This is a genomic window from Janthinobacterium sp. GW822-FHT07H10 (assembly GCF_058798675.1).
Window position 1 is genome coordinate 57,958 of record NZ_JBXAKS010000019.1, and the last position, 26,391, is coordinate 84,348.

A 26,391-nucleotide genomic window follows, 5' to 3' on the forward strand; every position below is an offset into this window, starting at 1 on the left:
TTGATATGCAAATGAAGCAAATGTTCAAATTTATCGTCGTGGGTGCTTCGGCAGCGATGGCATTTTCTTCCGCTTCCGTCATGGCGGCAGATATGACAGGTGCTGGTGCAACCTTCCCGTACCCGATCTACGCCAAATGGGCTGAGACCTACAAAGCCAACACCGGCAACGGCCTGAACTACCAGTCCGTCGGCTCCGGCGCCGGCATCAAGCAAATCAAGGCCAAGACTGTTGAATTCGGCGCATCCGACATGCCTTTGAAGGCGGAAGAGCTGGAAGAAGCGGGTCTGATGCAATTCCCGGCCATCATGGGCGGCGTGGTCACCATCGTCAACCTGGACGGCGTGACCCCAGGCCAGCTGAAAATGACGGGCAAAGTCGTTGGCGACATCTACCTGGGCAAGATCACCAAGTGGAGCGCTCCCGAGATCGCCGCACTGAACACGGGCGTCAAGCTGCCGGATACGGAAATCACCGTGGTGCACCGCGCCGACGGTTCGGGCACCTCGTTCCTGTTCACCGACTTCCTGTCGAAAACCAACCCGGAATTCAAATCGAAAATCGGTGCTGGCTCGGCTGTGAAGTGGGCCGTGGGCGTAGGCGGCAAGGGTAACGAAGGCGTCGCCGCCAACGTGCAGCGTATCAAGGGTTCGATCGGCTACGTCGAGTGGGCTTACGCCAAGAAAAACAAGATGTCGCACACCCAGCTGCAAAACAAGGACGGCAACTTCCTGCAACCGGACGACGAGAACTTCAAAGCCGCTGCCGCTTCCGCACCATGGACGCAAACCCCAGGCTTCGGCGTGGTGTTGACCGACCAGGCTGGCAAGAACAGCTGGCCGATCACGGGCGTGTCGTTCATCCTGATGCACAAAGTCCAGGCTGACGCAGCCAAGGCAAAAGAAGTGCTGAAATTCTTCGACTGGGCCTACAAAAATGGCGGTCCTGCTGCCGTTGAACTGGACTACGTGCCGATGCCGGCATCGGTCATCAAGCTGGTGCAGGAATCGTGGAAAGCCAACCTGAAAGACGCATCGGGCAAGTCGATCTACTGATCCGCTAGCTTGAGCATATAAGTACCGATCCTTGTCCCGCCAGCAGCACGGCGGGACAGGGAGTTAGCCAGGACCGCCCGCAAGCCCTTGCAGACGGTCCCGGCTAAAAGAATACAGAGAATAAAAGCAACGACACCTGGCAAAACCGTAGTGAGCGGAAGGGAGTTGCGGTCGAGAAGCGCCACTGTACGAAGGTACGGCGAGCATCGCAGGCCGAGACCGACGACGCGCAGCAGGTTTTGACAGGCGTATTAAAACAGCAAGACCGGCAGTACCACCCACATCTGGCACAATATGAGCGCACAATCTACCTCCTCCACGATCCCCATGCCAGGCGGCACCATGACCGATTCCATCAGTCACGCGCAAATGCTTTCCACCATGCGCAAGCAGCGTATCCAGGATTTTTTGTTCCACAAGGTGACGATGCTGTTCGCCCTGTCGGTGCTGATCGTCCTGGTGGGCATCATCATTTCGCTGATCATGGAATCGATTCCCGCCTTCCGCACCTTCGGCCTGCATTTCATCGTCTCGGCCGAGTGGGACCCCGTCAATGACCAGTACGGCGCCCTGATCCCCATCATCGGCACCCTGGTGACGTCGGTCATCGCCTTGCTGATCGCGTTCCCCGTCAGCTTCGGCATCGCCCTGTTCCTCACGGAAATCTGCCCGGCCTGGCTGCGCCGCCCGCTGGGCACGGCCGTCGAGCTGCTGGCCGGCGTGCCGTCGATCATCTACGGCATCTGGGGCCTGTTCGTGTTTGCGCCCCTGTTTGCCGACCACGTCCAGCCCATCCTGAAAGCCACCCTGGGCAACGTGCCCATCATCGGCCCCCTGTTCAGCGGCCCCATGATGGGCATCGGCCTGTTGACGGCTGGCCTGGTGCTGGCCATCATGATCATCCCCTTCATCGCCTCGGTGATGCGCGACGTGTTCGAGATCGTCCCTGCCGTGCTGAAGGAATCGGCCTACGGCCTGGGCTGCACGCGCTGGGAAGTGGTGCGCAAGATCGTGCTGCCTTACACCAAGACGGGCGTCGTCGGCGGCGTCATGCTGGGCCTGGGCCGCGCGCTGGGCGAAACCATGGCCGTGACCTTCGTCATCGGCAACGCCAATAAGCTGTCGTGGTCGCTGTTTGCCGCCGGTAACAGCATCACCTCCTTGCTGGCCAATGAATTCGGCGAAGCGCAGTCCGAGCTGCACGTGGCGTCGCTGTTCTCGCTGGCCCTGATCCTGTTTGTCATCACCTTTATCGTCTTATCCGCCGCCAAGCTGATGCTGGCTGGCATGTCCCGCAAGGAAGGCACGAAATGAGCCAGCTCAGCCAAGTTAGCACCCTCGACGCTCCGGCCAAGCCGGCCATGAACCCCGTCTACCGCAAGCGATTGCTGATGCACCGCATCGGCATCGCCCTGTCGGTGGCCGCCATGGCCCTGGGCCTGGCCGTGCTCGTGTGGATCCTGTTCACCCTGGTGGTGAAGGGCTTTGGCGCCCTGTCGGTCGACCTGTTCACGCAAACGACGCCGGCGCCGGGCAGCGAAGGCGGTGGCCTGATCAACGCCATCGTCGGCAGCGCCCTGATGGTGGGCCTGGCCACCGTGGTCAGCACGCCGATCGGCATCCTGGCCGGCATCTACCTGGCCGAATACGGCGAGGAAAACAAGCTGGCGCAAGTGACGCGCTTCGTGACGGACATCATGCTGTCGGCGCCATCGATCGTCATCGGCCTGTTCGTGTATGCGCTGTACGTGGCCCACGTCAAACATTTCTCGGGTTACGCCGGCGCCATCGCCCTGTCGCTGATCGCCGTGCCGGTGGTGGTGCGCACGACGGACAATATGCTGCGCCTGGTGCCGAACAGCCTGCTGGAAGCCGCGTTTGCCCTGGGCGCGCCGCGCTGGAAGGTCGCCACCCTGGTGCGCTTGCGCGCCGTCAAGGCTGGCGTCATCACGGGCGTGCTGCTGGCCCTGGCCCGCATCGCCGGCGAAACGGCGCCGCTGCTGTTCACGGCCCTGAATAACCAGTTCCAAAGCTTCAACATGAATGCGCCGATGGCCAACTTGCCGTCTGTCATCGCTTCGTTTGCGATGAGCCCGTACGACAACTGGCGCTCGCTGGCCTGGGGTGGCGCACTGCTGATCACCTTCAGCGTGCTGGCCCTGAATATCCTGTCGCGCACCGTGTTCAGCCAAAAAGTCCCTAATTAAACAGATATCGAGCGAAGCGAACCCACATGAATACGCAAATGAATCCAGCCCAAGACTTGGCACCAAAGAAGAAAACCATCGAGATTTCGGGCCTGAACTTTTTTTACGGCAAAACGCAAAGCTTGCATAACGTCAATCTCGATATCCACGAGAAGAAGGTGACGGCCTTCATCGGCCCGTCCGGTTGCGGTAAATCAACCTTGCTGCGTACCTTGAACCGCATGTATGACCTGTATCCTGGCCAGCGCGCGGAAGGCTCGATCCTGTACCGCGGCCGCAACGTGCTTGACGCCGACCAGGACGTCAACATGCTGCGCGCCAAGGTCGGCATGGTGTTCCAGAAACCAACGCCGTTCCCCATGTCCGTGTACGACAATATCGCCTTCGGCGTGCGCCTGTATGAAGACCTGTCGAAAGGCGAGATGGACGAGCGCGTCGAGTGGGCCCTGAAGAAGGCCGCGCTGTGGGGCGAAGTCAAGGACAAGCTGTCGAAGAGCGGCCTGTCGCTGTCGGGCGGCCAGCAGCAGCGCCTGTGCATCGCGCGCGGCGTGGCGGTGAAGCCGGACGTGCTGTTGCTTGACGAGCCGACCTCGGCGCTGGACCCGATCTCGACCTCGAAAGTGGAAGAGCTGATCAGCGAACTGAAACAGGATTACACGATCGCCATCGTGACCCACAATATGCAGCAGGCGGCGCGTTGCTCCGACTACACGGCCTATATGTACCTGGGCGAACTGGTGGAATTCGGCGAAACGGACCAGATCTTCATGAATCCGGCCCGCAAGGAAACGCAGGATTACATCACGGGCCGCTTCGGCTGATCCACCCGCATAGCCATATATACAAGACAACTGAATACGGAGAGACGGCATGATAGGCGAACATTCATCCAAGCAATACGACAACGAACTCGAAGCGATCCGCTCGAAAGTGCTCCTGATGGGCGGCATCGTTGAAACCCAGTTCCTCGACGCGATGACGTGCTTTCGCATCGGTAATCCGGAACGCGCCGACCGCGTGATGCGCGAAGACGACGTCGTCAACCAGCTGGAAGTGTCGCTCGACGACGCCTGCAGCCACCTGATCGTGCGCCGCCAGCCGGCCGCCAACGACTTGCGCACCATCATGGCGACCATCAAGGTGATTACCGACCTCGAGCGCGTAGGCGACGAGGCGACAAAAATCGCCCGCGTGGCGAAGAATCTGCACAAGCGCGGCAATGCCGTCGTCAACCATTACGAGATGGTACGCGGCATCGCCAACACGGCCACCGACATGCTGCACGATGCGCTGGACGCGTTCGCGCGCAACGATGGCAAGCAGGCATTACAATTAATTGCACAAGATGCCATCATCGACCATGAGTTTCGGTCTATCATGCGCAACTTGATCACCTTTATGATGGAAGACCCGCGCACGATTTCGGCGGCGCTCGACACCCTGTGGGTGGCCAAGGCCATCGAACGGATCGGCGACCATGCGAAAAACATCGCCGAATACGTGATTTACGTGGTTGAAGGCAAGGACATCCGCCACACCAAGGTGGCTGCTCCCGCCATTTCCGAGGAGCTCCCTGAGTAAGCTTTATGGCATCTGATAAAACCACGGTATTGATTGTTGAAGATGAGCCGGCCATCGTTGAACTGGTGACCTATTCGCTGCGCGAATCCGGCTGGAATTGCTGTTCTGTACAAAACGTCGCCGATGCCTGGGAATTCATCCAGCACCGCACGCCGCACCTGATCCTGCTGGACTGGATGCTGCCGGATCAAACGGGCTTGCGCCTGCTGTCGCGCATCCGCGCCGACCGCAATTTTGCCGCCATCCCCGTCATCATGCTCACCGCCAAGAGCATGGAAGAAGACAAGCTGGCCGGCCTGAACAGCGGGGCCGACGATTACGTCACCAAGCCGTTCTCGCCGCGCGAGCTGCTGGCGCGCGCCAAGGCGCTGTTGCGACGCAAGAGCCCGGAACACGCGCAGGCGCCCATGCGCGCCGGCAACGTGGCGCTGGATCCCGTCAGCTGCACCGTGATGATGGATGAACAGAAGATCGATATCGGCCATGCCGAATACAAGCTGCTGAAATTCCTGCTGGCCCATCCGGAGCGCGTGTTTTCGCGCAGCCAGCTGCTCGACAAGGTGTGGGGCGACCATGTGGTGATCGAGGAACGCACGGTCGATGTCCACGTATTGCGCTTGCGCAAAGCCTTGAAAGAGGCGGAAAGCCTGATCAAGACCGTGCGCAGCGTCGGCTACATGTTGTCTGAAAAATAAAGCTAGCCTCTATGAATCCGAAATTGCTGTTCTGGGTACCGGCCGCCTTGCGCATGGTGCTGGCGCTGCTGGGCGTGGCCGTCGTCTGGTATCTGTTTGGCGCCACGTATGCGCTGGGCATCGCCTTCGTGCTGATGGCCATGATGGTGTTCGTGCAGCTGTCCTACCTGTTCCAGCTGAGTAACTGGCTGGACAATCCGCAAAGCGCCAAGCTGCCCGACGGCTGGGGCGCCTGGACCAGCATCTTCGCGCGCCTGTACCGCATGCGCCGCGACGATGAGAAAAACCAGGCCGAGCTGACGGAATGGCTGGCGCGTTTCCGCCAGGCCATGCACCTGCTGCCCGATGGCGTCGTCATCATGGACGACGTGCTGTTCCTCGAATGGTGCAACCCTGCCGCCGAGAAGCACCTGGGCCTCACGCACGAGCGCGACAAGGGCATGCGCGTGACCAACCTGATCCGCAGCCCCGAGTTCATGGATTACATCATCCTGGGCCGTTACGACCAGCCGCTGACGATCACCTTCCGCAACCGCAAGCTGATCGTGCAGATCATTCCATTTGAAAACCGCCGCCAGATCCTCGTCACGCACGACGTGACGGAGACGGAACGCATCGAAATGATGCGCCGCGACTTCATCGCCAATGCCTCGCACGAATTGCGCACGCCGCTGACCGTCATCGTCGGCTTCCTGGAAATCGCCTCCGCCGAGCTGGACCTGGACGCCACCACGCGCGCCGCCCACCTCAAGCTGATGACGGAGCAGGGCCACCGCATGCAGCATCTGATCGAGGACATGTTGACGCTGTCGCGCCTGGAATCGGTCGACTATCCGCTGCGCCCCGAGCCCGTCGACGTCAAAAAGCTCATGCAGCAGGTCTTGCGCGATGCCAAGGGCTTGTCGGCCGGCAAGCACGAAATCACGATGGAATGCAAGGGCCCTGACGTGCTGGGCAGTTACGACGAGCTGTACAGCGCGTTCGGCAACCTGGCCTCGAACGCCGTGCGCTACACGCCGGCCGGCGGCACCATCACCCTGCGCTGGCAGGATGGCGCGGCGGGACCGCAATTCATCGCGCAGGATACGGGCATCGGCATCAGTCCCGAGCATATCTCGCGCCTGACCGAGCGTTTCTACCGCGTCGACAAGAGCCGGTCGCGCGAAACCCAGGGCACGGGCCTGGGCCTGGCCATCGTCAAGCACGTGCTGCTGCGCCACGGGGGCACTCTGGCCATCCAGTCCGTGGCCGACAAGGGCAGCAGTTTCATCGTCAGCATGCCGAAGTCCGTCGTCACGCCGCTGCAGGGCGAATTGCTGGTCAAGTAGCTGGCGGGAGCAGGGGGCTTGCGCCCCTGCGTTTCCCCTGCGAGTCGTGCGATGTTGGCAAAAGTCGTTACAATCGGGCCATGACTTTAATCAACGCTTCTTTTCGCCACGCCGGCGCGCAGCAACTGGCCCAGTCGCTGCTCGCCGCGCGCCAAGCCACCCTGTTCCTGTTCGACTGTTATGTTTCCGTCGGACTGGACGTGGTGGACCGCATGCCCCGCCATCCACAGCTCAATCCGCCATTGTGGCAACTCGCGCATATCGCCTGGTTCGCCGAGTGGTTCATCCTGCGCGAAGCGGCTTCCAGCCATCCGGCGGACGCCGTCTACAATTCCCTGCTGACGCGCGGCGACGATTTGTTCGACGCCAATATGGTCGAGCAGCGCACGCGCTGGAAGCTGGACTTGCCCAGCCCGGGCGCCGTGAAGACGTATTGCCACGAAGTGCTCGACCGGGTACTCGATAAACTGTCGCGCGAAGCCAATGTCGACGGCGCCCTGTACCCGTACCGCCTGGCGCTGGCCCATGAAGACTTGTGCGGCGAGCAATTGCTGGCCGGCTTGCAATGGCTGGGCCTGGCAGCGCCCGGGACCCTGGCGGCCAGTCCCGCCTTGCCGGCGGGCCTGGGCGAGATCGCCTTTCCAGGTGGTAGCATCGAACTGGGTTCGCGCCGCGACGCCGGCTTCGCCTTCGACAATGAATGCCCGCCATACGCGTGCTATGTAGCGCCCTTCGCCATCGACGCCGTGCCCGTGTCGAACGCCCAGTTCGCCGATTTTGTCTCCGATGGCGGCTACCAGAACCGCCAGTTCTGGAGCGCGGCCGGCAGCGCCTGGCTGATGCAGCAGGAGCGCTCGTCGCCGCTGTACTGGCTGCGCGACGCCACGCAGTGGCGCACGCTGCGCTTTGGCCAGCCGGTGACCTTGGCGCCGAACGAAGCCGTGCGCCACATCAATCTGTACGAGGCGCAAGCGTATTGCGCCTGGGCCGGGCGGCGCCTGGCGACCGAGGCGGAATGGGAGTATGCTGCGCTGTCCGGCCATCCGCGCTTCCAGTGGGGACAGGTGTGGGAGTGGACGGCGACGCCGTTCGAGCCGTATCCGGGCTTTGCGCCCGATGCCTGGCGCGAATATTCGGCGCCGTATTTCATGCGCCACCAGGTGCTGCGCGGCGCCTCGTTCGCCACGCCGCCGCGCCTGCAGTCGGCGCGCATGCGCGCCTTCCATGCGCCCGAGCGCGGCGACATCTTTGCTGGCTTGCGCACCTGCGCCTGGTAGCGCGCCGAGAACAGACATTATTTCAGGATACCCTTGAGTACAGATAACGCCCCGCAGTTCCTTCCCAAACGCATCACGCCTACGCCGGAACAGGTCGCCATCCAGACGGCGCAAAAGAAAGTGGTCTTGATCGACGCCAATGCCGGCGCCGCCAAGACGACGACCCTGGCCCTGCGCCTGGCCGAAGCGCTGCACCGTGGCCGCGCGCCCGAACGCATGCTGGCCCTGGTCTTCACGGAAGCGGCGCGCGTGGCCCTGCGCCAGCGCCTGCTGGAAGTGGGCGTGCCTCTCGGCGTCGTCAAGCGCCTCGTCATCGACACCTTCGATGCATTTGCCGCCAAGGTGCTGCTGCAGCTGGAACACGTGCAGGTGGCGTTCATGCGCAGCGATGAAGAGCTGCGCCCGGTGGCGTGGGAAGCGCTGGAGGTGGTGTCGGAGAAATACGCTCACCGCTACCCGCTGGAAATCAATACGACGAATGGCGCCATCGCCGAATTCCTCAAATTGCAGCTGCGCACCAAGGCGCGCCTGGATTTCCAGAATCCCGACTTCGAGAGCAATTCCCTGGACGACAACCTGGAGTTGCTGGGCATGTCGCGCACGCATTATCTGTGGTTGCGCGAATACGAAGGCTTGCGCGGCGCCGACACGGGCGATATCCAGTTCCGCGCGCCGTTCGACGCCACCTACGACCTGGTGCGCATGCTCGATGGCGACGAGCCGCTGCGCCAGCAGTTGCCGGCCTTCCAGATCATCGTCGCCGATGAATTGCACGACTTGAACGAGGCGTCGTTCCGCCTGCTGACCATGCTGATACGCCGCGGCAACGCGTTTTTCTGCGGCGCCGGCGACAAGGACCAGGTCATTTATACGTGGTCGGGCGCCGATCACCGCTTCCTGCGCCAGCGCTTCGAGCAGGAATTCCCCGCCTTGCAGCGCTTGCCGCTGACGGCGTCCTACCGCTACGGCACGCAACTGGCGCACGCCGTCGGCGTGCTGAAAAACAAGGCCAGCGTGTCGGCCCTGTCGCGCGCTACCCACATCGAGGTGCTGCAGTACGACCATGCGCTGCCGCAGGCGTGCAGCGCGCAGCTGATCGCGGCCCTCGAGCACGCCCATGCGGGTACGACGGCCATTTTGCTGCGCGACCGCGACCAGGCCATCCGCGTGGAAACGGCGCTGTTCCAGAGCGGCATCGCCTATGGACTGGTGGACATGAACAGCTATTTGCTGAGCCAGGAAGTGCTGATGCTGCGCGGCATGGTGGCCATCGCCCGCAAGGACTTGCACGCGATCAAGAGCGGCCCGCGCCGCGGCGAGATCCTCGAAGCCCTGGTGGCGTTCGCGGAAATCCCGTTTACGCGCGGCGAGCTGCAGCAAGCCAAGGCCGACGTGGCCAATTATCCGGACTTGCTGGAAGGATTCCTGACCAACCAGCTGGGCAAGTCGCAGAACCAGGACAAGGCAGCGCTGACCCTGGCTGCCGTCGATTACCTGCGCGCCTTGCCTCCCGATGCGCTGGCCGGCGACGCGCTGCAGCACATCTTCGGCCTGATGCAGCTGGAACAGACGGCGCGGCGCATCTATGTCGACCCGGCCCAGGCGCGCGTCGTGGCCCGTTCGCTGCACGGTTTCATCGCCGTCTGCAGCGAAGCGGGTGTGGCGCTGGGCGGCTTTGCCGGCTGGCTGGGCGAGATGGAGGACGCCGTCGCCGTGACCAGCGGCAAGGCCAAACTGGTGATCGCCTGCATCGACCAGATCAAGGGCCTCGAGTACAACCACGTGATCCTGCCTTATTTGGCCGTCGATGAGTTTCCGCGCAGCAAGACCGATCCGCTGGAAGAAGAAAACCGCTTCTACGTGGCTGCCACGCGCGCGCGCGACAGGCTCACCTTGCTGACGCCGGAAGACCCCGCCTACCAGAGCCGCTACATCGCCGCCCTGCAGCTCAAACAGAAGATTGTTGCGCCAAAGTCATAAATCCTTTGCCGCGCGACCGCTTTTTGCGAAAGACGAAAGCGGGCATACTGGGTTGGTGTGATTGACAGCAATCTAACCAGACAGGGAGTAAATATGCAGGTATTTTTGACAGGCGCGGCAGGTTTCATCGGCAGTTCCATCGCGGCGGGCCTCGTGCGCGCCGGCCACCAGGTCACGGGCCTCGTGCGCAAGCCGGAGCAGGTGGCCGAGCTGGCCACCATCGGCGTGCAGGGCGTCGTCGGCACCCTGAATGATCGCGAACTGATCATCGAGCAGGCGCGCGCGGCCGACGCCGTCGTTAACGCGGCCAGCAGCGACCACCGGGGCGCCGTGGAAGCCATCATCGAAGCGCTGGCGGGCACCAACAAGCCCTTCCTGCACACCAGCGGCTCGTCCATTGTGGGCGACGCCTCGGGCGGCGAGGGCACGCAGCAGATTTATTACGAAGACAAGCTGCCGGCGCCCACGGCCGACAAGGCGGCCAGGGTCGCCATCGACGAGCTGGTGCTGGCCAGCGCGCAGCAGGGCGTGCGCGCCAGCGTGCTGTGCAATACCCTGATCTATGGCCACGGCGCCTTGCCGCGCGACAGCGTGCAGCTGCCGCGCCTGCTGAAGCAGGCGCGCAAGAGCGGCATCGTGCGCCACGTGGGGCCGGGCCGCAACATCTGGTCCAACGTGCATATCGACGATGTCGTCAGCCTGTACCTGCTGGCGCTGGAAAAGTCGCCGGCCGGCACCTTTTACTTTGTCGAGTCGGGCGAAGCGGCATTCCGCGACATGACGGCCGCCATCGCCGGCGCCCTGCAACTGGGCCCCGCGCAAGACTGGCCCTTGCCGGAAGCCATCGCCGAGTGGGGCTATGAAATGGCCTCGTACGGCCTCGGCTCGAACAGCCGCGTGCGTGGCGAACGGGCGCGCAAGCTGTTGGGCTGGCAGCCGCGGGGACCATCGGTGATCGACTGGATCGAACGCGCTATGCTCCATCCGCCGCATTGAATGGGGGCAGGGTTTGATACAGCGCAGTAAAGCCACTTCTGTGTGCGCTAGCGAACGGTGTTTTTTCGCGATCGGGAGTATGATGACTTTGCTTGGTTGAGACGCACTGCCGTGAAGTTGGCGGCATGTTCGATCTTCCAGCAGGTCAGCCGGTCGCCTCAAGGATCGGCACCAGATTTTGCCTCCGCATGCGCGTCCCGCCACGGGATCGCGCAAGGGCTCCCCAAGTCGTGTACTGCTGCATTAACCCCTTATGGGCCGGCGTTTGCCGGCCCTTTTTTTCGCCATTCGCCGTTCCCGCCGCCATTCACCGTGCCATTTCCGCCATTCGCCGACGGGGGCTATCGTTGCGTATCGATCGCGCGTATCTTTACGATCAACCAACATCAAGGGGGTATCGTGAAATCCGAACAAGCGTATTGCCGCCGCACCCAGCTCCTGTGGGGGGTGTTGCTCATTGCCATAGGCGCCGTCATCCTGCTGGACCGGCTCGATATGATCATCCTCCACGATTATTATTCTCTATGGCATTATTGGCCGCTGATACTGGTCATCTTCGGCATCAACAAGCTGCTGGCGCCCGTCTCGGCCAGGCAGATACTGAGCGGCCTGTGGCTGATCTTCTTCGCCGCCTGGTGGTATGTGTCGTACGAGGAACTGTGGAACTTGAACTTCTACAATAGCTGGCCGGCCCTGCTGATCGCCTGGGGCGTGGGGCTGGTGCTCGAACCGCTGTTGAACCAACATTTTATTGCCTACCGGGAGTCCGAGCATGAAAAATAAACCGCAGCTGCACTCGCCGTCGCAGATCGTGCTGGGCGTGATCGTCATCGGGCTGGGGTTGCTGTTCCTGCTCGATAACCTCGGCTTCATCAACGTGCGCTACACCTTCCGTTTCTGGCCCACCATCCTCGTCATTTTCGGCTTGCTGAAGATTTCGCAAAGCCATAGCCGCTCCGGCTACATCGTCGGCGGCGTGATGGTCTTGCTGGGCGTGAGCTGGACCCTGAAAGCCATGGGCCTGTTCTACATCAACTGGAGCATGCTGTGGCCGCTGGTGATCATCGCCGTCGGCATGGCCGTCGTGTCGAAGTCCTTGCCCGGCGCACAGCAGCGCCAGCGCCGCCGCCATCTGCCCGCCGACGATGCCGATCACTTCGGCCAGCCGCGCAAGGGCGCCGTCTCGCTCGACAAGGAACCGGCCGCGCCCGACGCCAGCGGCCAGGTGGATGAAGACAGCATCATCGAAGTGACGGCCATCCTGGGCGGCTATGTGCGGCGCGTGTCGTCGCAGCGCTTCAAGGGCGGCGATATCAACGTCATCATGGCCGGCTGCGAAATCGACCTGCGCCAGGCGTCGATCGAAGGCGAGGCCGTGCTCAATGTGTTTGCCATGTGCGGCGGCATCACCATCAAGATCCCGCCCGACTGGAGCGTCGTGCTGCAGGGCACGCCCATCCTCGGCGGTTTTGAAGAGAAAACCATCGTGCCGCCGAACCAGGACAAGCGCCTGTACGTGACGGGCTACGCCATCATGGGCGGCCTGGAAATCCGCAACTAGGCGCGCATGTCGGGGCCCTTGTCGAAGCGGCGCGGCGCCGTGGTGGTGTTCCTGGTCTGCATCGCCCTGGGCCTGGCCCTGGCCTCCATCCTGGCCAGGGTGGCCCATGCGCCCTGGCTCAACGCCGTCCTGCTGGTGGCGCCCGCCACGCTCGTGTATGCGATCGGCACGGGCTTTTCCGCGTTTTACCTGTGCCGCGCCTATCCGCTGAACAAGCGCCAACCGGCCGCGATTGCCGGTGTGCTGGCCGTGGCGGCCCTGTTCGCCGGCCTGCTGTGGGCGACCCTGCTGCAATTTCTCAACAGCGTCAGCCTGCTGCTCGAGGTGAGCTGGCTGGGCGTGCACCTGGCGCAATCGCTGCTGGCCCTGTTCTTCGGCCTGGGCGTGCTGCTGTACTGCCTGGCCGCCGCCGTGCATTACCTGCTGCTGGAATTCGTGCGCGCCAAGACGGCCGAACAGCGGGGCCTGGAAGCGCAGCTGGTGGCGCAGGAGGCGCAATTGCGCATGCTGCGCACGCAGATCGATCCGCATTTCCTGTTCAACAGCTTGAATTCCATCAGCGCCTTGACTTCGATCAATGCGGCGGGTGCGCGCCAGATGACCTTGCAGCTGGCCAGCTTCTTTCGCCAGAGCCTGAGCATGGAAGCGCACAAGAAAATTACCGTGGAACAGGAACTGGTGCTGATCCGCCATTTTCTCGACATCGAGCAAGTGCGCTTCGGCGAACGCCTGCAAGTGGCGCTTGCCGTGGACGATGCCGCGCTGGCGTGCCTGCTGCCGCCCATGCTGATCCAGCCGCTGGTGGAAAACGCCGTCAAGCACGGCATCTGCGGCTTGACGGACGGCGGCCGCATCACGCTGGCCGTGCGCCGTGCCGGCAGCCTGCTGCAGATCGAGGTACGCAACCCTGTTGACGTGGATCAAGGGTCAGCCGGCGGCAATGGCGTGGGCCTGGAAAATGTGCGCCAGCGCCTGGCCGGCGCGTATGGCCACGAAGCCGGCGTGCACTGGGCGCGGCGCGGCGACGCTTTCGAAGTGACGATTTCCATGCCGGCGCAGACCGGCGACACGGAGGAGCAATGATGCAGGCAAGAATGCGGGTCGCCATCGTTGACGATGAAGCGCTGGCGCGCGGCGTGCTGCGCGAATACTTGGCGCGCCATGACGATATCGAGATCGTGGCCGAATGCGCGAACGGCTTCGACGCCGTCAAGGCCATCGCCGAACTGGCGCCGGAACTGGTGTTCCTCGACATCCAGATGCCGCGCCTGGACGGCTTCGAAGTGGCCGAGCTGATCGGCGCGAAGACGCGGCTGATCTTTGTCACGGCCTACGACCAGTACGCCTTGAAGGCCTTCGAATGCCATGCGCTCGATTATTTATTGAAGCCGTACAGCGAGCAGCGCTTCGAGCAGGCGCTGGCGCATGCGCGCGCGCAGCGCAGCGCGCCGGCCCAGCTGCAAGCCGCCGTGCACGCGGCGGCGCGCGAGGCGGCCACGCGCGCCGCGCCGCTGGCCCGCGTGCTGATACGCGACGGCGCCAAGGTCCACGTGATCGCCAGCGCCCGCATCGACTACATCGAGGCGCAGGACGACTACATCCGCATTCGCGCGGAAGGCAAGTCCTACCTGAAAAGCCAGACCCTGGCCGAACTCGAGGCGCAGCTGGACCCGGCCAAGTTCGTGCGCGTGCACCGGTCGTACCTGCTCAATATCGACGGCATCTGCCGCATCGAGGTGGCGACGAAAGACAGCCACGTGGCCATCCTGCGCGACGACACGCGCATTCCCGTCAGCAAGGCGGGCTACCAGAAGCTCAAGGTACTGGTTGGCTAAGCAGGTCGTGGGAAATTATTGTGACGTTATGAAGAACAGAAGCGGATGTGCTGCAAGGCGCCCGTTGCGACGCAGTGCGGGCACTGCCAGCAGCGGGCCACACCGCAGAGCGCCGCGAATGGACGTCAGAAATCGCAATATTTATAGCGGCCTGCTTGGCTGCACATCCCACCACGTCGGCAGCAGCTGGCGGATTTCCGGGCGCGAGAAACGGTCGTCGATCAGGTAGACGACGCCCTTGTCCGACTGCGTGCGGATGACCCTGCCAGCCGCCTGCACCACCTTTTGCATGCCCGGGTACAGATACGTGTAGTCGTAGCCGGCGCCGAAGATGTCGCCCATGCGCTGGCGGATCTGCTCGTTGACGGGATTGATCTGCGGCAAGCCCAGGGTGGCGATGAAGGCGCCGATCAGGCGCGCGCCGGGCAAGTCGATGCCTTCGCCGAAGGCGCCACCGAGCACGGCAAAGCCTATGCCGCGCGTGTCCAGGCCGAAACGGCCGAGGAATTGCGCGCGCGCCGCGTCATCCATGCGGCGCGGCTGCTGCCAGATGGGCACGTCCGGGTAATGCTGGGCGAACAGGGTGGCCGTCTTTTCCATGTAGTCGAAACTGCTGAAAAAGGCCAGGTAGTTGCCTGGCGTTTCCGCGTACTGGCGCGCCATCAGTTGCGCGATGGGCAGCAGCGAGGCGGCGCGGTGCTGGTAGCGCGTGGAAATGCTGTCGGCCACGCGCACGGACAATTGTTCCGCATGGAACGGCGACTCCACGTCGACCCAGGCCGTGTCCTCCGGCATGCCCAGGGTGTCGCTGTAGTAATTCCACGGGCTCAGGGTGGCGGAAAACAGGGCCGTGCTGTGGCTGGCGGCGAAGCGTTCCTTGAGGAAGGGCGCCGGCACGATGTTGCGGATGCAGACGGTGGAGCCCGTCTCTGTCTTGCTGACGTCGAACAGCGAATGCGTGCCGAAACTCTCGGCCAGCCGGTTGATCAGCAGCACATCGAAGTAAAAGCGCTGCAAGTCTTCGTCCAGGGACGCTGCGTGCTCGGCCATGTAGTCGCCGATGGCCGTCGCCACGCCTTGCAGGGCGCCAAAGAATTTGTCCGGCAAGGCCGCATGCACGTGGTAATCGCCCTCCTGCTGCTTGAGCAGGGCCGTCCACTGGCGGGACACGCGGTCCAGCGGTTTTTTCAGCGCCTCGGGCGCGAACTTGCGCAGCATCTTCAGGTCGATCTGTGCCAGTTCCGCCGAATACATGCTGCGCGCGCGCGACACCATATTGTGCGCCTCGTCGACCAGCACGTTGACCTTCCATTCGTGGGCCAGGGTCATGCCGTACAGCATGGCGCTGAGGTCGAAATAATAATTGTAGTCGCCGATGACGACATCGCTCCAGCGCGCCAATTCCATGCCCAGGTAATACGGGCAGATACCTTGCTGCAAGGCGATGGCGCGCACGGCTTCCTTGTCCAGTATCAAACCGCTGGCCAGCGCCACCTCGCGCGCCAGCGGCAAGCGGTCGTAAAAGCCCTTGGCCAGCGGACACGCTTCGCCGTGGCACGCCTTGTCCGGATGCTCGCAGGCGCTGCTCTTGGCGCTCAGTTCCAGCACGCGCAGCGGCAGCAGCGGCGCGCTGTCCTTCAGGATGGCGCAGGCGTCGAGCGCCATTTGCCGCCCGGGCACCTTGGCGGCGAGGAAGAACAGTTTATCCAGGCCATGCGCGGCCGTCGCTTTGAGCATGGGAAACAGGCTGCCCACCGTCTTGCCGATGCCCGTCGGCGCCTGCGCCAGCAAGCCGCAGCCACGGCTGCTGGCCTTGTACATGGCTTCGGCCAGCTGGCGCTGGCCCGGGCGAAAGTCGGCGTGGGGGAAGGCCATGGCCGCGAGTTGCGCGTCGCGGCTGGCCCGGTGCGCCATTTCCTGCTCGGCCCAGTCGAGAAACAGCGCGCAATGCTGCTCGAAGTAGGTGCGCAGCGCCTCGGCCGTGCATTCCTCGTGCATCACGGTCTCCTTCTGGCTGGCGATGTCGAAATACACGAGCGCCACGCGCAGCATGGGCAGCTTCAGCTGCTGGCACAGCAAGTGGCCATAGATGCGCGCCTGCGCCCAGTGCAGCTGGCGGTGGTTGGCGGGCATGGCGTCGAGCTCGCCCCGGTAAGTCTTGATCTCTTCCAGCTGGCGCCGCGCGGGGTCGTAGCCATCGGCGCGGCCCCGCACGTGCAGGGGGCCGAAGTCGCCGCACAGGCTGATTTCGCGCTGGTAGCCGTCGTCGCGCCGGCCCGTCACGGTGGCGTGGCCAGCCATGCCTTCCTGGGCCGTGGGCGAGGGAGTGAAGCGCAAGTCCAGGTCGCCCGCCTTGGCGGTGAATTCGCACAGGGCGCGCACGGCGATCGTGTACGTCACGCGGCCGCCTCCCATTGCAGGTAGCACACGCTGACGGGCATGGCGTGCTGCGCGCAATATGCGATCCAGCGCTGCTGGTTGTCTTGCAGGCGGTCGCCCGGACCCTTGACTTCGATCATGCGGTAGCGCTGTTCGGCCGGCCAGAACTGGATCAGGTCGGGCAAGCCGCTGCGGTTGCTTTTGATATCGAGCAAGATGCGTTCGAACGCCTTCCTCAGGTGCGCGGCCGGCATGCAGGCCAGCGCCAGTTCCAGCAAGCCATCGTCGAGCACCTCCCAGCTGACGAAGGGCGAGACGATGCCGTGCTTGGCGGCATGCGTGGCGCGGATGGCCGTCCGGTAGCTGCCGTCGTCAAGCTGCGCCAGGCAGGCGGCGAAGTCGGCGCTGCGGCGCAGGGAAAAGTCGGCGCTGTGCAAGTCGGCCGGCCCCCGGTGGAACGGGTGGAAGAAGGCGCCGGGGATGGCCTTGAAGATGGCGGGCCAGCACAGCAGGCCGAACAGCGAGTTGATCAGGGTATTTTCCACGTAGTACACGGGCGCGTCGCTTTGGCTCAGATGGGCTTGCACCACGCCTTCCACATAGCATGCTTCGCGGGGAAACGGCAGTTGCAAGTCGATGCGCTCGACGCTGGCGGGCGCGCTGGCCGCCTGCCTGGCGTGGCCCAGCTTGCGCCGCAAGCGGGGGACCATGCGCAGCAGTAATTGCTGTTCCGCCTCGCTTTCCGGCGCCGCCAGGGCGATGAGCAGCCTGTCGTAGGCCGCCTGCGGCTGTTCATCCTTTTCCAGCACGCGGATGGCGCGGGCGCGCGCGCCCGGATAGCGGCAATCGGCGTACGCGCGGTAGGCGGTGGGCCAGTCCTGGCATTTTTCCAGGTGCTGGGCGATCTGGAAGCGCAGCTTGTCGCGGCGGCTGGCCAGCCAGGTATTGTCCTGCGACAAGGGCAGTGCCGCCAGTTCCTGCAGCACCTCGTCGGCCGGCGCGCTGTCGTTGTAGCGTTCGCGGCACTGGTGCAGCACTTCATAGTGTTCGATATCCTGGCGCGTGCGGAAACCGCGCGACTGCGGCGAGAATTCCACTTTTTCGTATTGGTACACGCCCAGGTCGGACAGCACGAATTCCGACCAGTCCTGGTGATAGTTGCCAAAGTAAATCAGGCGCAGGCGGTCGCACAGGGCCTGCTTGTCGATGCGGTACAGCACGTCGTCCGAGGCCGGATACCAGGCGGAGAATGGCTGCTCCTCCGCATGGGCCTCGCGCAAGGCTTCGAGCTGTTCGGCCTTGCGCGCCGCCTTCAGGGGCGCGGCGAGGCCGAAAGCCTGGCCGATTTCCCCTTTCAGCAGCAGTTCGAACAGTTCATCGAGCGAGATGGCGGGATCGGCCGCCACCCAGTGCAAGGCCAGCAGGGGCAGGGCGGCGGCGCGCGTGCCGCCGATCTCGTCGTAGTTGAGCTTGCTTGCGCGGAACAGACAGCCCTTGCGCATGACGAGGCGCACGAACAGGGCGCGCGACGCCAGCGGCAGCGTGCCGAACTGGGCGATGAATTGCGTTTCTTCCGCGCTCAGCAGATCGGCATAGCGCGCGCCGATCCAGTTCAGCACATCCTGGAAATTATCCAGATAGTACAGGGGATTTTCCAGGACTCTCAACATGGGAATAATAGTAGGGCTAGCGGCAATGTGACGGGTTTTACTGTGTTTATATACAGTTTAAACCTTCATCCGCCGCTTGCCCAGCGATTTTATGTTAAGCCAGCCGTGCTGTAGGCAAAATAGCTGTCGAACTTGTCGTAAGGAATGAATTGCTCGCGCAGTCTGGCGAGTTCTATGTCGGTCAGCAAGCCCCGATGCACCTCCTTGCGTCCCTTCGGCAACGGCACCTCGTAATCGATGAGGTCCCTGGCCAGCAGCGCCTGCAATACCTCGCCTTGCTGCGGCGTCAGGTAGCGCGCGTGCGTGGTCAGGGTTTTTTCCAGCTGATCCCTGAATTCCTCGTCGCTCACCTCGTTGTAGGTATCCTGGTCGGCCATGGCATGGAGCAGCATGTGAAACATGAAATCGTGGAGGTTCTTCGCCAGGTACTGGGCTTCATTCTGGTCGTGCCACAGCAGCACGATGGGCATCTCGCCGTCCTGCTGGCGGGAGGCAAAGAAGCAGTAATGGTCGCCGGCGCCCGTTTGCGCGAACGGGATGAACTGGAAGGCCGGGTCAATCTGCCGGTAGTCGCCGGCGTCTGCCAGCTCTTCCATCGCTTCAGCGACGCCCTTTACATTGAGCAATTCGAAGTCGTCCGCATGCAGCAGCAGGGTAGGATGCTCCTTGAGTGTCGGAAATACCAGGCGGTACCAGTCCGGCCCGTATTCGCCCACCTCCAGCATACCGTCCTGGGCGAGCCGCTTATAGAGTGGCGGGTAGGAAAAGCCGTGGCTATCTTCAATCTGCGACAGTGTCATATGTGCCCTGTTCAACGTGGTAAGCAGGAATGATAGCCGACGCGATGCCATGCACGGCAGCAAGGCGTTGCAGGATTCCAGGGGAGACGCAGTGGTGCCACTCAATTAATAAACTTTTTTGTTTACTTATGTGCGCTGTCCACGTAGCCTTGCCATATACACATAATCAAGAAACGGATAGAGGCTGCATGAAAAACATCATATTGATCTCCGCCGCCTGTCTGCTGGCGCTGCTGTCGACCATCGGCGCATCCCTGCCGTATCCGATTTTGCCGCCGCTGTTCGCGGCCGAGGCGCCGAATGCCTTCAATAATTTCCTCGGCCTGCCATCGAAACTGCTGTTCGGCCTGGCGCTGACCATCAATCCGCTGGGCTTGCTGATCGGCTCGGCCTTGCTGGGGCCGCTGTCGGACCGCTATGGCCGCCGTCCCCTGCTGATGCGCACGGCCGTGGGCGCCGCCATCGGCCACGCCATCACGGCCTGGGCGCTGGTGATCCAGTCCTATCCGCTGTTCATCGTCGCCCGTTTCATCACCGGCTTGCTGGAAGGGAATGGTGCCGTGGCGCGCGCCATGCTGGCCGACCAGCTGCAGGGGCCGCTGCGCCTGCGCGCCATGTCGTGGCTGAACGGCGCGTTTTACCTGGGCTGGCTGGTGGGGCCGATCCTGGCCGGCGCGACCCTCGTGTGGGGCGTAACGGTGCCGTTCTGGATCGCCGCCGCCGCCCTGATGCTGGTCGCCGTGCTGGTGGCCGTCGGCTTGCCGCGCGAAACGCCATCGTTGCTGACGACGTCCTGGTGGCAAGTGGCGCGCAACCAGCATTCGCTGAACCTGCTGCGCCACGACGAGCTGCGCACCCTGTTCATCGTGCAGCTGGCGTTGACGTGCGGCGTGGCCAGTTTCTATGAGTTCTATCCCTTGTGGCTGGTCGAGACGGCCAACTACAATGCGCAGGCGATTGCCTGGGTGAATGTCGGCCTGTGCGGCACGATGACCATCACCTCCTTGCTGGCAGGCGGCCCCAGCCGCCATGCGCCGCTGCTGCGCGCCTGCTGGTATGCCTGCGGCGTGGCGCTGGCCGTGGGAGTCCTGGCGTTGGGGAATATCTGGGTCGGCATCGCCGCCATCGTGCTGTTCGGCATCCCGAATGCGCTGTACAACACGGTGATACAGGGCTGGTGCGCCGAGCGTTTCAGCGCGCACGGGCAGGGCGCCGTGATGGGCTTGCTGGCCACCACCTTTTGCATCGCCAACATCGTCGTCGCCCTCAGCGGCTCCGTGCTGACCCTGATCGATACGCGATTGATCCTCGTCGCCGGCGCCTGCTCGGCGGCCTGGGCCGCCTGGCGCATGGCGGCCTGGCGTCGCCAGCTGGCCGGTGTCGGCGAGGCGAAGGCGGTGGCATGAACGCCAGCACGTCGGAGCAGAGCCTGTTCCTGCTGAAGATGCGCGGGCCGCAGACGGCGCAGCAGCTGGCCGCCTTGCTCGATATCACGTCCATGGGTGCGCGGCGCCAGCTGGAGGCGGCGCGCGACAAGGGGCTGGTGGCGTTCGAGGATGTGGCCGACAAGGTAGGGCGGCCGTCGCGGCGCTGGCAATTGACGCCGGCGGGCCATGCGCGCTTTCCCGACCGCCATGCCGACCTGACCGTGGAATTGATCGCGCAAGTGCAAGCCCTGTTTGGCGACGAGGGACTGGATAAGCTGATCAGCGCGCGCGAACGCAGCAGCGAAGCCGCGTATGGCAAGCTGGTCGACGTGCGGCTTGATCTGGCGCAAAGGGTGGAGTCCCTGGCCCAGGCGCGCGATGGCGAGGGCTACATGGCCCATGCCGAGGCGCAGGACGATGGCAGCGTGTTACTGGTGGAAAACCATTGTCCCATCTGCGCGGCCGCCACGGCATGCCAGAATTTCTGCCGCTCGGAACTGGCCATCTTTCAACGGGTACTGGGGGACGACTGCACGGTGGAACGCAGCGAATACCTGCTGGAGGGGGGCAGGCGCTGCGTGTACAGGATCATGCCGGTGGATGTGTCGTCCGCCGGGTTGTAGGTCGGCTTAGCGCTGCGCGCGTAACCCGACATCACCATTGGCGCCAGCAATGCGTCGGATTACGCGCGGCGTTGCCGCGCTAATCCTGCCTACATCGCTTACTTTTTAGTCGCCTTGGGCTTGGCGGCAGGCGCCGCTTTTTCAGCCGCGGCGCTCGCGCCGGCCGTGGCTTTTTCCGTGGCCTGCGCTACCTGCGCGCTGGCCTTGGCGATCTGCTCTTCCACCGTTTTCACGGCCTGTTTCGTCGCCTTGGTGACTTGCTCGTAGCCGAGGAAGGCGTTGTCGATGGCGGCCTTGACGATGGCGACGGCGTTTTCCGAGCCTGGCGGCACGTTTTTCGTCACGTCGTAGATCAGCGCGCTCAAATTGCTTTTCGCTTCGGCCACGTGGGCTTCGGCGGCCGTGGTGAATTCCGTGTGGATTTCCTTGATGATGTCGTCGAGTTGCTGTTTATACGCTTTCGCGCCGGCCACGCCCGGTTGCAGCTGGGCGGCGGCGGCAGCCATGGCGGCCTTCGGATCCTTGGCCTGGCTGATTTCCTTGCCAGCGGCGATGCCATCCGCGATGCCGGACTTGGCGGTGGCCATGTTCAGCGCCAGCACCTGTTCCACGCCTTGCACGGCCTTGGTGGTGAGGGTATTGAAGGTCATCAGCTGGAATTCAAACAGGGCCTTGGTGGCCGATGCGAATTGTTCGGGATTCGTAAACATGTGGTCTCCTCGGTTTGAATAGATACGTTCTTATCGTTCCATACTCTTTCGACGCCGCATTGCCATCGCTAATTCTTTAAGCAATCAAGCCGGTTCCCCGTGTTGTTATGACCCCATTATTTAACAAGCGCCGGTTTTTCGCAACGGCTATCTTTGTACGGTCCCGAGGCCAGCTCCCAGCCAAATCCCAGCGTCGACTGGGCGCAGGACAGGGTGCCGTCGACCTTGCTGCGCCACTGGTACCAGGGGGCAGGTCCGGCCGACGCGCAGGTGCAGGCCAGCAGCAGGCTGGCCGCGATCAGGTATTTCATGGCAGTGCTCCAAAAGAAAAGCGTGCCCGCATTGTAGCGTGCCTGGGCGTCAGGGGGCGGGCGACTGCGGCGCCACGGCGGGCAGCTGCAGGGTGAAGGTGGTGCCGGCGGGGCTGCTGCTGGCGTCGATATGGCCGCCCAGCACGCCCGTGACGATGTTGTGCGCCACGTGCAGGCCCAGGCCCGAACCGCCCGAGCCGAGCTTGGTCGTGAAGAAGGGGTCGTAGATGTGCGTGAGGTCGTCGGCCGTGATGCCCACGCCCGTGTCGGCGATGGACACGGTGATGCCCTGGCCATCATCGCTGCCGCGCGCCGTGAGCGTGATGCTGCCGCCGCTGCGGCCCTCGAATGCGTGGCGCAGGCAATTTTCCAGCAGGTTGCTCAGTACCTGGCCCAGCGGGCCGGGATAGCTGTCCATGGCCAGGCCGTCGGGCACGTCCTGCTTCAGGCTCAGGCCGGCGGCCTTCAGCGGCGTCGACATCGGCAGCATCAGTTCGGCGATGAACTGGCGCAACAGGAAGTGGCGGCGCTGCGAACTGGCGCGGTCGACGGCGATCTGCTTGAAGCTCGAGACGAGGTCGGCGGCCCGCTGCAGGTTGCGCAGCATGATGGCGTCCGCCTCGCCGGCCTGGGTCAGGTAGGCGTCGAGTTCCGAGCGGCGCAAGCCGTCGTGGAAGCTGGCCTGGATTTCGCGCGTGCGCTCGGCCATCGTGGTGGCCACCACGAGGCCGTTGCCGATCGGCGTATTGAGTTCATGCGCGATGCCGGCCACTAGGGCGCCCAGCGCCGCCAGCTTGTCGCGCCGCACCAGTTCCTCTTGCGTGATGGACAGGTTGTCCAGCGCGGCCGCCAATTCGCGGTTCACCTGTTCGGACTGTTCCTTGGCCTGCGTCAATGCCGCCGTGCGTTCCGCCACCAGTTCCTCCAGGTGGGCGCGGTGGCGCTGCAACTCGCGTTCATGGCGCATGCGGCCGATGGCGATGCCGGCCAGGTCGGTGGCCGCGTCGATCAAGCCCTGGTCGTGGGCATCGGGGCTGCGCACTTCGCGGTAATACATGGCGAACGAGCCGAGCACGCTGCCATCCTGGCCGAAGATGGGGCGCGACCAGCAGGCGCGCAAGCCGAATGGCGCGGCCAGCTCGCGGTAGGGCGCCCACAGCGGGTCGTGCATGATGTCGCTGACCACCACCGGCTCGCGCCGGAACATGGCGGTGCCGCAGGAGCCCACGCCGGGGCCGATTTCCACGCCTTCGAGCAGGGCCATGTAGTCGGGCGGCAGGCTGGGGCCGGCCGCGCTGTGCATGTGGCGCCCGTCGTCGTCGAGCAGCATGATGGAGCAGTAGACGCCGCGCGACTGGCCTTCGATCAGCAGCAGCAGCTGGTTCAGCGTGGGAATCAGCGGCGCGCCCTTGGCGACCATTTCCAGCAAGGCGCTCTGGCCCGAGCGCATCGCTTCGGCCAGGTTGCGTTCGGTCAAGTCGATGATGCGCGCATGCACGAGCTGGCGGCCCGGCACGGACAGGCGCATCAGGCGCAGTTCGCAGGCGATGGGGTGGCCGTCGCGATGGCAGCAAGTGGCGCGGAAGACGACGATCTTGCCCTGCAGGGTCTCGCGGATCTTTTCATCGAGCAATTGCGGCGATGACAGGCCATCGTCCTGCGTCTGCGGGAACAGTTGCTCCATGCCGCCTTGCAGCAATTCCGCCAGCGGCAAGCCGAATAGCTCTTCGGCCAGGTGATTGGCGTCGATCAGCAGCTTGTTGTCGATGTCGAACAGCAGCACGGCATCGGGCGAGCCGGCCAGGATCGAATGGTAATTGACTTCCAGCGTCTGCGGATGCAGGGGCCGCGGCGGCGTGGCGGTGTCGGCCAGGGGCCGCGCGGCGGGCGCCTCGGCCTTGTGCAGCGCCAGTTCCATGAGGATTTTTTCCGCCACGTCGCGCGCATTGAAGGGCATGCGGATGTAGTCGCTGGCGCCGGCGCCCACGCTGCGGCCCTGTTCCTCGGCGCTGGGGGTGGCCGACATCAGCAGCAGGGGCACGCTGTGGCGCCCGCCCGCATTGCGCAGCCGCATGCAGGTGGCGCCGATATTCGTGCCCGCCAGCGCCGCGTCGAGCAGGATCAGGTCCGTGCCCCCGGACGCCAGTTCCACGCCCTCATCGATATCGCCGGCAAGCCCGGTGCCCAGGTTGTGCCGGTCCAGCACATACAGCAGTTCGCGCACATCGTTCGGCGAACTGCTGACCAGCAGCACCTTGGCGCGGTCGGCGATGGAGGAAATCAACTGATTCATGGTGTCGCGCCCTTACGCGGTTCATGGGACTAATATTACATCAAGGCAAGGAGGAGTAAACGATAATTAATAATTATGCAAAGCAACGCGTTTGCGCGACCGTCACGCCCGCTTCAAGCGGCGTTTTTCGCCTCCGGCGTCGCTGCCAGTCCGGCGCGCGCCTGTTCGATACGCGGGTAATTATCCTCTATCCAGTCGACCAGCACGGCCAGGCGTTCGGCCGCCTCGCGTCCCAGCGGCGTCAGGCTGTACTCCACTTTCGGCGGAATCACCAGGTAGGCCTGGCGCAGCACGAAACCGTCGCCGGCCAGCGCTTCCAGGGTTTGCGCCAGCATTTTCTCGCTGACGCCGCCCACTTCACGGCGCAGCTCGCTAAAACGCCGCGTACCGCTCAGCAGCAGCACCAGCACGAGCACGGCCCAGCGGCTGGTCAGGTGGCTGAGCACGGCACGCGACGGACAGGCGGCCGCCAGCAGGTGCGCCCCCTGGTTTTGCCGGGCGAGGGCGGCGCGCATGCTGGCGCCGGGAGTGTCTATGTCCATGATAGGGTGTCCGTAAAAGTGGCGTCATCAAGCGCGCCGGGTGATGCATGGAAAAGAAAATCTCATACTTACCAAAAGGTACGTACTTACAATAAGTAAGCAATAGTCCTATTATAGGATTTTAGCCATCACCTTCCAAGGAGAAAATCATGATCGTCATTACCGGCGCCACAGGCAAGCTGGGCCAGCACGTCATCGCCAGCCTGCTCAAATCCATCCCTGCTGGCAATATCATTGCCGCCGTGCGCAACCCGGCCAAGGCCGCCAGCCTGGCCGCCCAGGGCGTGCAAGTGCGCCACGCCGATTACAACGATGGTGCCAGCCTCGATGTGGCATTCCAGGGGGCAACCAAAATCCTGCTGATCTCGTCGAGCGAAGTGGGTCAGCGCGCGCAGCAGCACCAGAACGTCATCGACGCCGCCAGGCGCGCCGGCGTGGCGCTGCTCGCCTACACCAGCGTCCTGCGCGCCGATACGTCGCCGCTGGGCCTGGCCGCCGAGCACGTGGTGACGGAGACGGCCATCCGCGCCTCCGGCTTGCCCTACAGTTTCCTGCGCAACGGCTGGTACCTGGAAAACCATACGGAACACCTGGCGCCCGTGCTCGAGCACGGCGTCGTGCTGGGCGCAGCGCAACAGGGCCGCTTCTCGTCAGCCGCGCGCGCCGACTACGCCGCCGCCGCCGCTGCCGTCCTGACGGCGCAGCAGCCGCAAGCCATATATGAACTGGCAGGCGACCACGGCTTTACCTTGACGGACTATGCGGCCGAAGTGGCGCGCCAGTCGGGCAAGAGCATCGTCTACAAGGATATGCCGCAGGCGGACTTCAAGGCGGCCCTGGTCGGCGTGGGCGTGCCGGAAGGCTTTGCCGATTTGCTGGCCGATTCCGATGCGGGCGCCGCGCAAGGCGGGCTGGAAGAGAACGGCAAGCAGCTGAGTACGCTGATCGGCCGTCCGACGACGACCCTGGCCGAGGCCGTCAAGGCGGCGCTGGTCAAATAAGGGAAGGGTGCCGCAGGTCGGGAAGACTGCGCGGCATTCTGGAATGAAAAAAGCCGCAAACTCGTGAAAGTTTGCGGCTTTTTTGCGAATTAGGTAATGGTGCCCACGAAGGGACTCGAA

The 26,391-nt window shown here is 63.6% G+C and carries 24 protein-coding genes; 17 read left to right on the forward strand and 7 right to left on the reverse strand.

Features of this window, described 5'->3' with window-relative positions; genetic code table 11:
• Window positions 1-5: 5 nt before the first annotated feature.
• The 14 genes from pstS to AC1RDJ_RS26740 all read left to right on the forward strand — a co-directional run bounded on the left by pstS (window position 6) and on the right by AC1RDJ_RS26740 (window position 14,515).
• A complete protein-coding gene (pstS, locus tag AC1RDJ_RS26675; protein WP_071324415.1) occupies window positions 6-1,055 on the forward strand; it encodes a phosphate ABC transporter substrate-binding protein PstS in 1,050 nt (349 codons plus the stop codon).
• A 342-nt stretch (window positions 1,056-1,397) separates the two neighbouring features.
• Entirely contained in the window at window positions 1,398-2,369 is a 972-nt protein-coding gene (pstC, locus tag AC1RDJ_RS26680; RefSeq protein ID WP_083412161.1) for a phosphate ABC transporter permease subunit PstC, read from the forward strand.
• Window positions 2,366-3,262, forward strand: a complete 897-nt coding sequence (pstA, locus tag AC1RDJ_RS26685) for a phosphate ABC transporter permease PstA (protein WP_289889033.1) — start codon at window positions 2,366-2,368, stop codon at window positions 3,260-3,262. Before pstC ends, pstA begins: the two co-directional genes overlap by 4 nt.
• A 38-nt stretch (window positions 3,263-3,300) precedes the next feature.
• Complete coding sequence (pstB, locus tag AC1RDJ_RS26690; protein ID WP_010396817.1) at window positions 3,301-4,083, forward strand: phosphate ABC transporter ATP-binding protein PstB; 783 nt, start codon at window positions 3,301-3,303, stop codon at window positions 4,081-4,083.
• A gap of 49 nt (window positions 4,084-4,132) precedes the next feature.
• The gene (gene phoU, locus AC1RDJ_RS26695) at window positions 4,133-4,843 is read left to right on the forward strand and encodes a phosphate signaling complex protein PhoU (protein WP_070218051.1); all 711 of its coding nucleotides are present in this window, start codon (window positions 4,133-4,135) and stop codon (window positions 4,841-4,843) included.
• A gap of 5 nt (window positions 4,844-4,848) precedes the next feature.
• Window positions 4,849-5,538, forward strand: a complete 690-nt coding sequence (locus tag AC1RDJ_RS26700) for a response regulator (RefSeq protein WP_034755074.1) — start codon at window positions 4,849-4,851, stop codon at window positions 5,536-5,538.
• Between the two features lie 11 nt (window positions 5,539-5,549).
• Window positions 5,550-6,866, forward strand: a complete 1,317-nt coding sequence (gene phoR, locus AC1RDJ_RS26705) for a phosphate regulon sensor histidine kinase PhoR (protein ID WP_071324412.1) — start codon at window positions 5,550-5,552, stop codon at window positions 6,864-6,866.
• A gap of 80 nt (window positions 6,867-6,946) precedes the next feature.
• A complete protein-coding gene (gene senA, locus AC1RDJ_RS26710; protein WP_493029247.1) occupies window positions 6,947-8,143 on the forward strand; it encodes a selenoneine synthase SenA in 1,197 nt (398 codons plus the stop codon).
• A gap of 33 nt (window positions 8,144-8,176) precedes the next feature.
• Window positions 8,177-10,123, forward strand: a complete 1,947-nt coding sequence (locus AC1RDJ_RS26715) for a UvrD-helicase domain-containing protein (RefSeq protein WP_493029248.1) — start codon at window positions 8,177-8,179, stop codon at window positions 10,121-10,123.
• 93 nt (window positions 10,124-10,216) lie between these two features.
• Entirely contained in the window at window positions 10,217-11,119 is a 903-nt protein-coding gene (locus AC1RDJ_RS26720; protein WP_493029249.1) for an NAD-dependent epimerase/dehydratase family protein, read from the forward strand.
• A gap of 399 nt (window positions 11,120-11,518) precedes the next feature.
• The gene (locus tag AC1RDJ_RS26725) at window positions 11,519-11,902 is read left to right on the forward strand and encodes a LiaF transmembrane domain-containing protein (protein WP_493029250.1); all 384 of its coding nucleotides are present in this window, start codon (window positions 11,519-11,521) and stop codon (window positions 11,900-11,902) included.
• Window positions 11,892-12,680, forward strand: a complete 789-nt coding sequence (locus AC1RDJ_RS26730) for a LiaI-LiaF-like domain-containing protein (protein ID WP_493029251.1) — start codon at window positions 11,892-11,894, stop codon at window positions 12,678-12,680. Before AC1RDJ_RS26725 ends, AC1RDJ_RS26730 begins: the two co-directional genes overlap by 11 nt.
• A 6-nt stretch (window positions 12,681-12,686) precedes the next feature.
• Entirely contained in the window at window positions 12,687-13,763 is a 1,077-nt protein-coding gene (locus AC1RDJ_RS26735; protein WP_493029253.1) for a sensor histidine kinase, read from the forward strand.
• 11 nt (window positions 13,764-13,774) lie between these two features.
• The gene (locus AC1RDJ_RS26740; RefSeq protein ID WP_493029264.1) at window positions 13,775-14,515 is read left to right on the forward strand and encodes a LytR/AlgR family response regulator transcription factor; all 741 of its coding nucleotides are present in this window, start codon (window positions 13,775-13,777) and stop codon (window positions 14,513-14,515) included.
• 141 nt (window positions 14,516-14,656) lie between these two features.
• On the opposite strand, the gene AC1RDJ_RS26745 is transcribed toward AC1RDJ_RS26740, so the two are convergent.
• The 3 genes from AC1RDJ_RS26745 to AC1RDJ_RS26755 all read right to left on the reverse strand — a co-directional run bounded on the left by AC1RDJ_RS26745 (window position 14,657) and on the right by AC1RDJ_RS26755 (window position 19,364).
• Window positions 14,657-16,915, reverse strand: coding sequence for an ATP-dependent DNA helicase (locus AC1RDJ_RS26745; protein WP_493029255.1), 2,259 nt, complete (start codon window positions 16,913-16,915; stop codon window positions 14,657-14,659).
• Window positions 16,912-18,564 (reverse strand): VRR-NUC domain-containing protein, encoded by a 1,653-nt coding sequence (locus AC1RDJ_RS26750; protein WP_493029256.1) that lies wholly within the window; start codon window positions 18,562-18,564, stop codon window positions 16,912-16,914. The genes AC1RDJ_RS26745 and AC1RDJ_RS26750 overlap by 4 nt, the downstream gene beginning before the upstream one ends.
• Before the next feature lie 89 nt (window positions 18,565-18,653).
• Window positions 18,654-19,364: an SMI1/KNR4 family protein gene (locus AC1RDJ_RS26755; protein WP_493029257.1), complete on the reverse strand. Its 711-nt coding sequence runs from the start codon at window positions 19,362-19,364 to the stop codon at window positions 18,654-18,656.
• A 188-nt stretch (window positions 19,365-19,552) separates the two neighbouring features.
• On the opposite strand from AC1RDJ_RS26755, the gene AC1RDJ_RS26760 reads away from it, so the two are divergent.
• Both AC1RDJ_RS26760 and AC1RDJ_RS26765 read left to right on the forward strand, forming a co-directional pair.
• Complete coding sequence (locus AC1RDJ_RS26760) at window positions 19,553-20,770, forward strand: MFS transporter (protein WP_493029259.1); 1,218 nt, start codon at window positions 19,553-19,555, stop codon at window positions 20,768-20,770.
• Window positions 20,767-21,414, forward strand: a complete 648-nt coding sequence (locus tag AC1RDJ_RS26765; protein WP_289889017.1) for a helix-turn-helix transcriptional regulator — start codon at window positions 20,767-20,769, stop codon at window positions 21,412-21,414. The genes AC1RDJ_RS26760 and AC1RDJ_RS26765 overlap by 4 nt, the downstream gene beginning before the upstream one ends.
• A gap of 98 nt (window positions 21,415-21,512) precedes the next feature.
• Here AC1RDJ_RS26765 and phaP read toward each other — a convergent pair whose 3' ends face one another.
• The 4 genes from phaP to AC1RDJ_RS26785 form a co-directional block, all read right to left on the reverse strand.
• Entirely contained in the window at window positions 21,513-22,124 is a 612-nt protein-coding gene (phaP, locus tag AC1RDJ_RS26770; protein WP_493029260.1) for a TIGR01841 family phasin, read from the reverse strand.
• 116 nt (window positions 22,125-22,240) lie between these two features.
• Window positions 22,241-22,435, reverse strand: coding sequence for a hypothetical protein (locus AC1RDJ_RS26775; RefSeq protein WP_071324400.1), 195 nt, complete (start codon window positions 22,433-22,435; stop codon window positions 22,241-22,243).
• 49 nt (window positions 22,436-22,484) lie between these two features.
• Window positions 22,485-24,728 (reverse strand): ATP-binding protein, encoded by a 2,244-nt coding sequence (locus tag AC1RDJ_RS26780; RefSeq protein ID WP_071324399.1) that lies wholly within the window; start codon window positions 24,726-24,728, stop codon window positions 22,485-22,487.
• A gap of 113 nt (window positions 24,729-24,841) precedes the next feature.
• On the reverse strand, window positions 24,842-25,270 hold the full coding sequence (locus AC1RDJ_RS26785; RefSeq protein WP_493029261.1) for a winged helix-turn-helix transcriptional regulator: 429 nt from the start codon (window positions 25,268-25,270) through the stop codon (window positions 24,842-24,844).
• A 149-nt stretch (window positions 25,271-25,419) separates the two neighbouring features.
• Here AC1RDJ_RS26785 and AC1RDJ_RS26790 point away from each other — a divergent pair, with 149 nt between their 5' ends.
• Window positions 25,420-26,271, forward strand: coding sequence for an SDR family oxidoreductase (locus AC1RDJ_RS26790; protein ID WP_493029262.1), 852 nt, complete (start codon window positions 25,420-25,422; stop codon window positions 26,269-26,271).
• Window positions 26,272-26,391 lie beyond the last annotated feature (120 nt).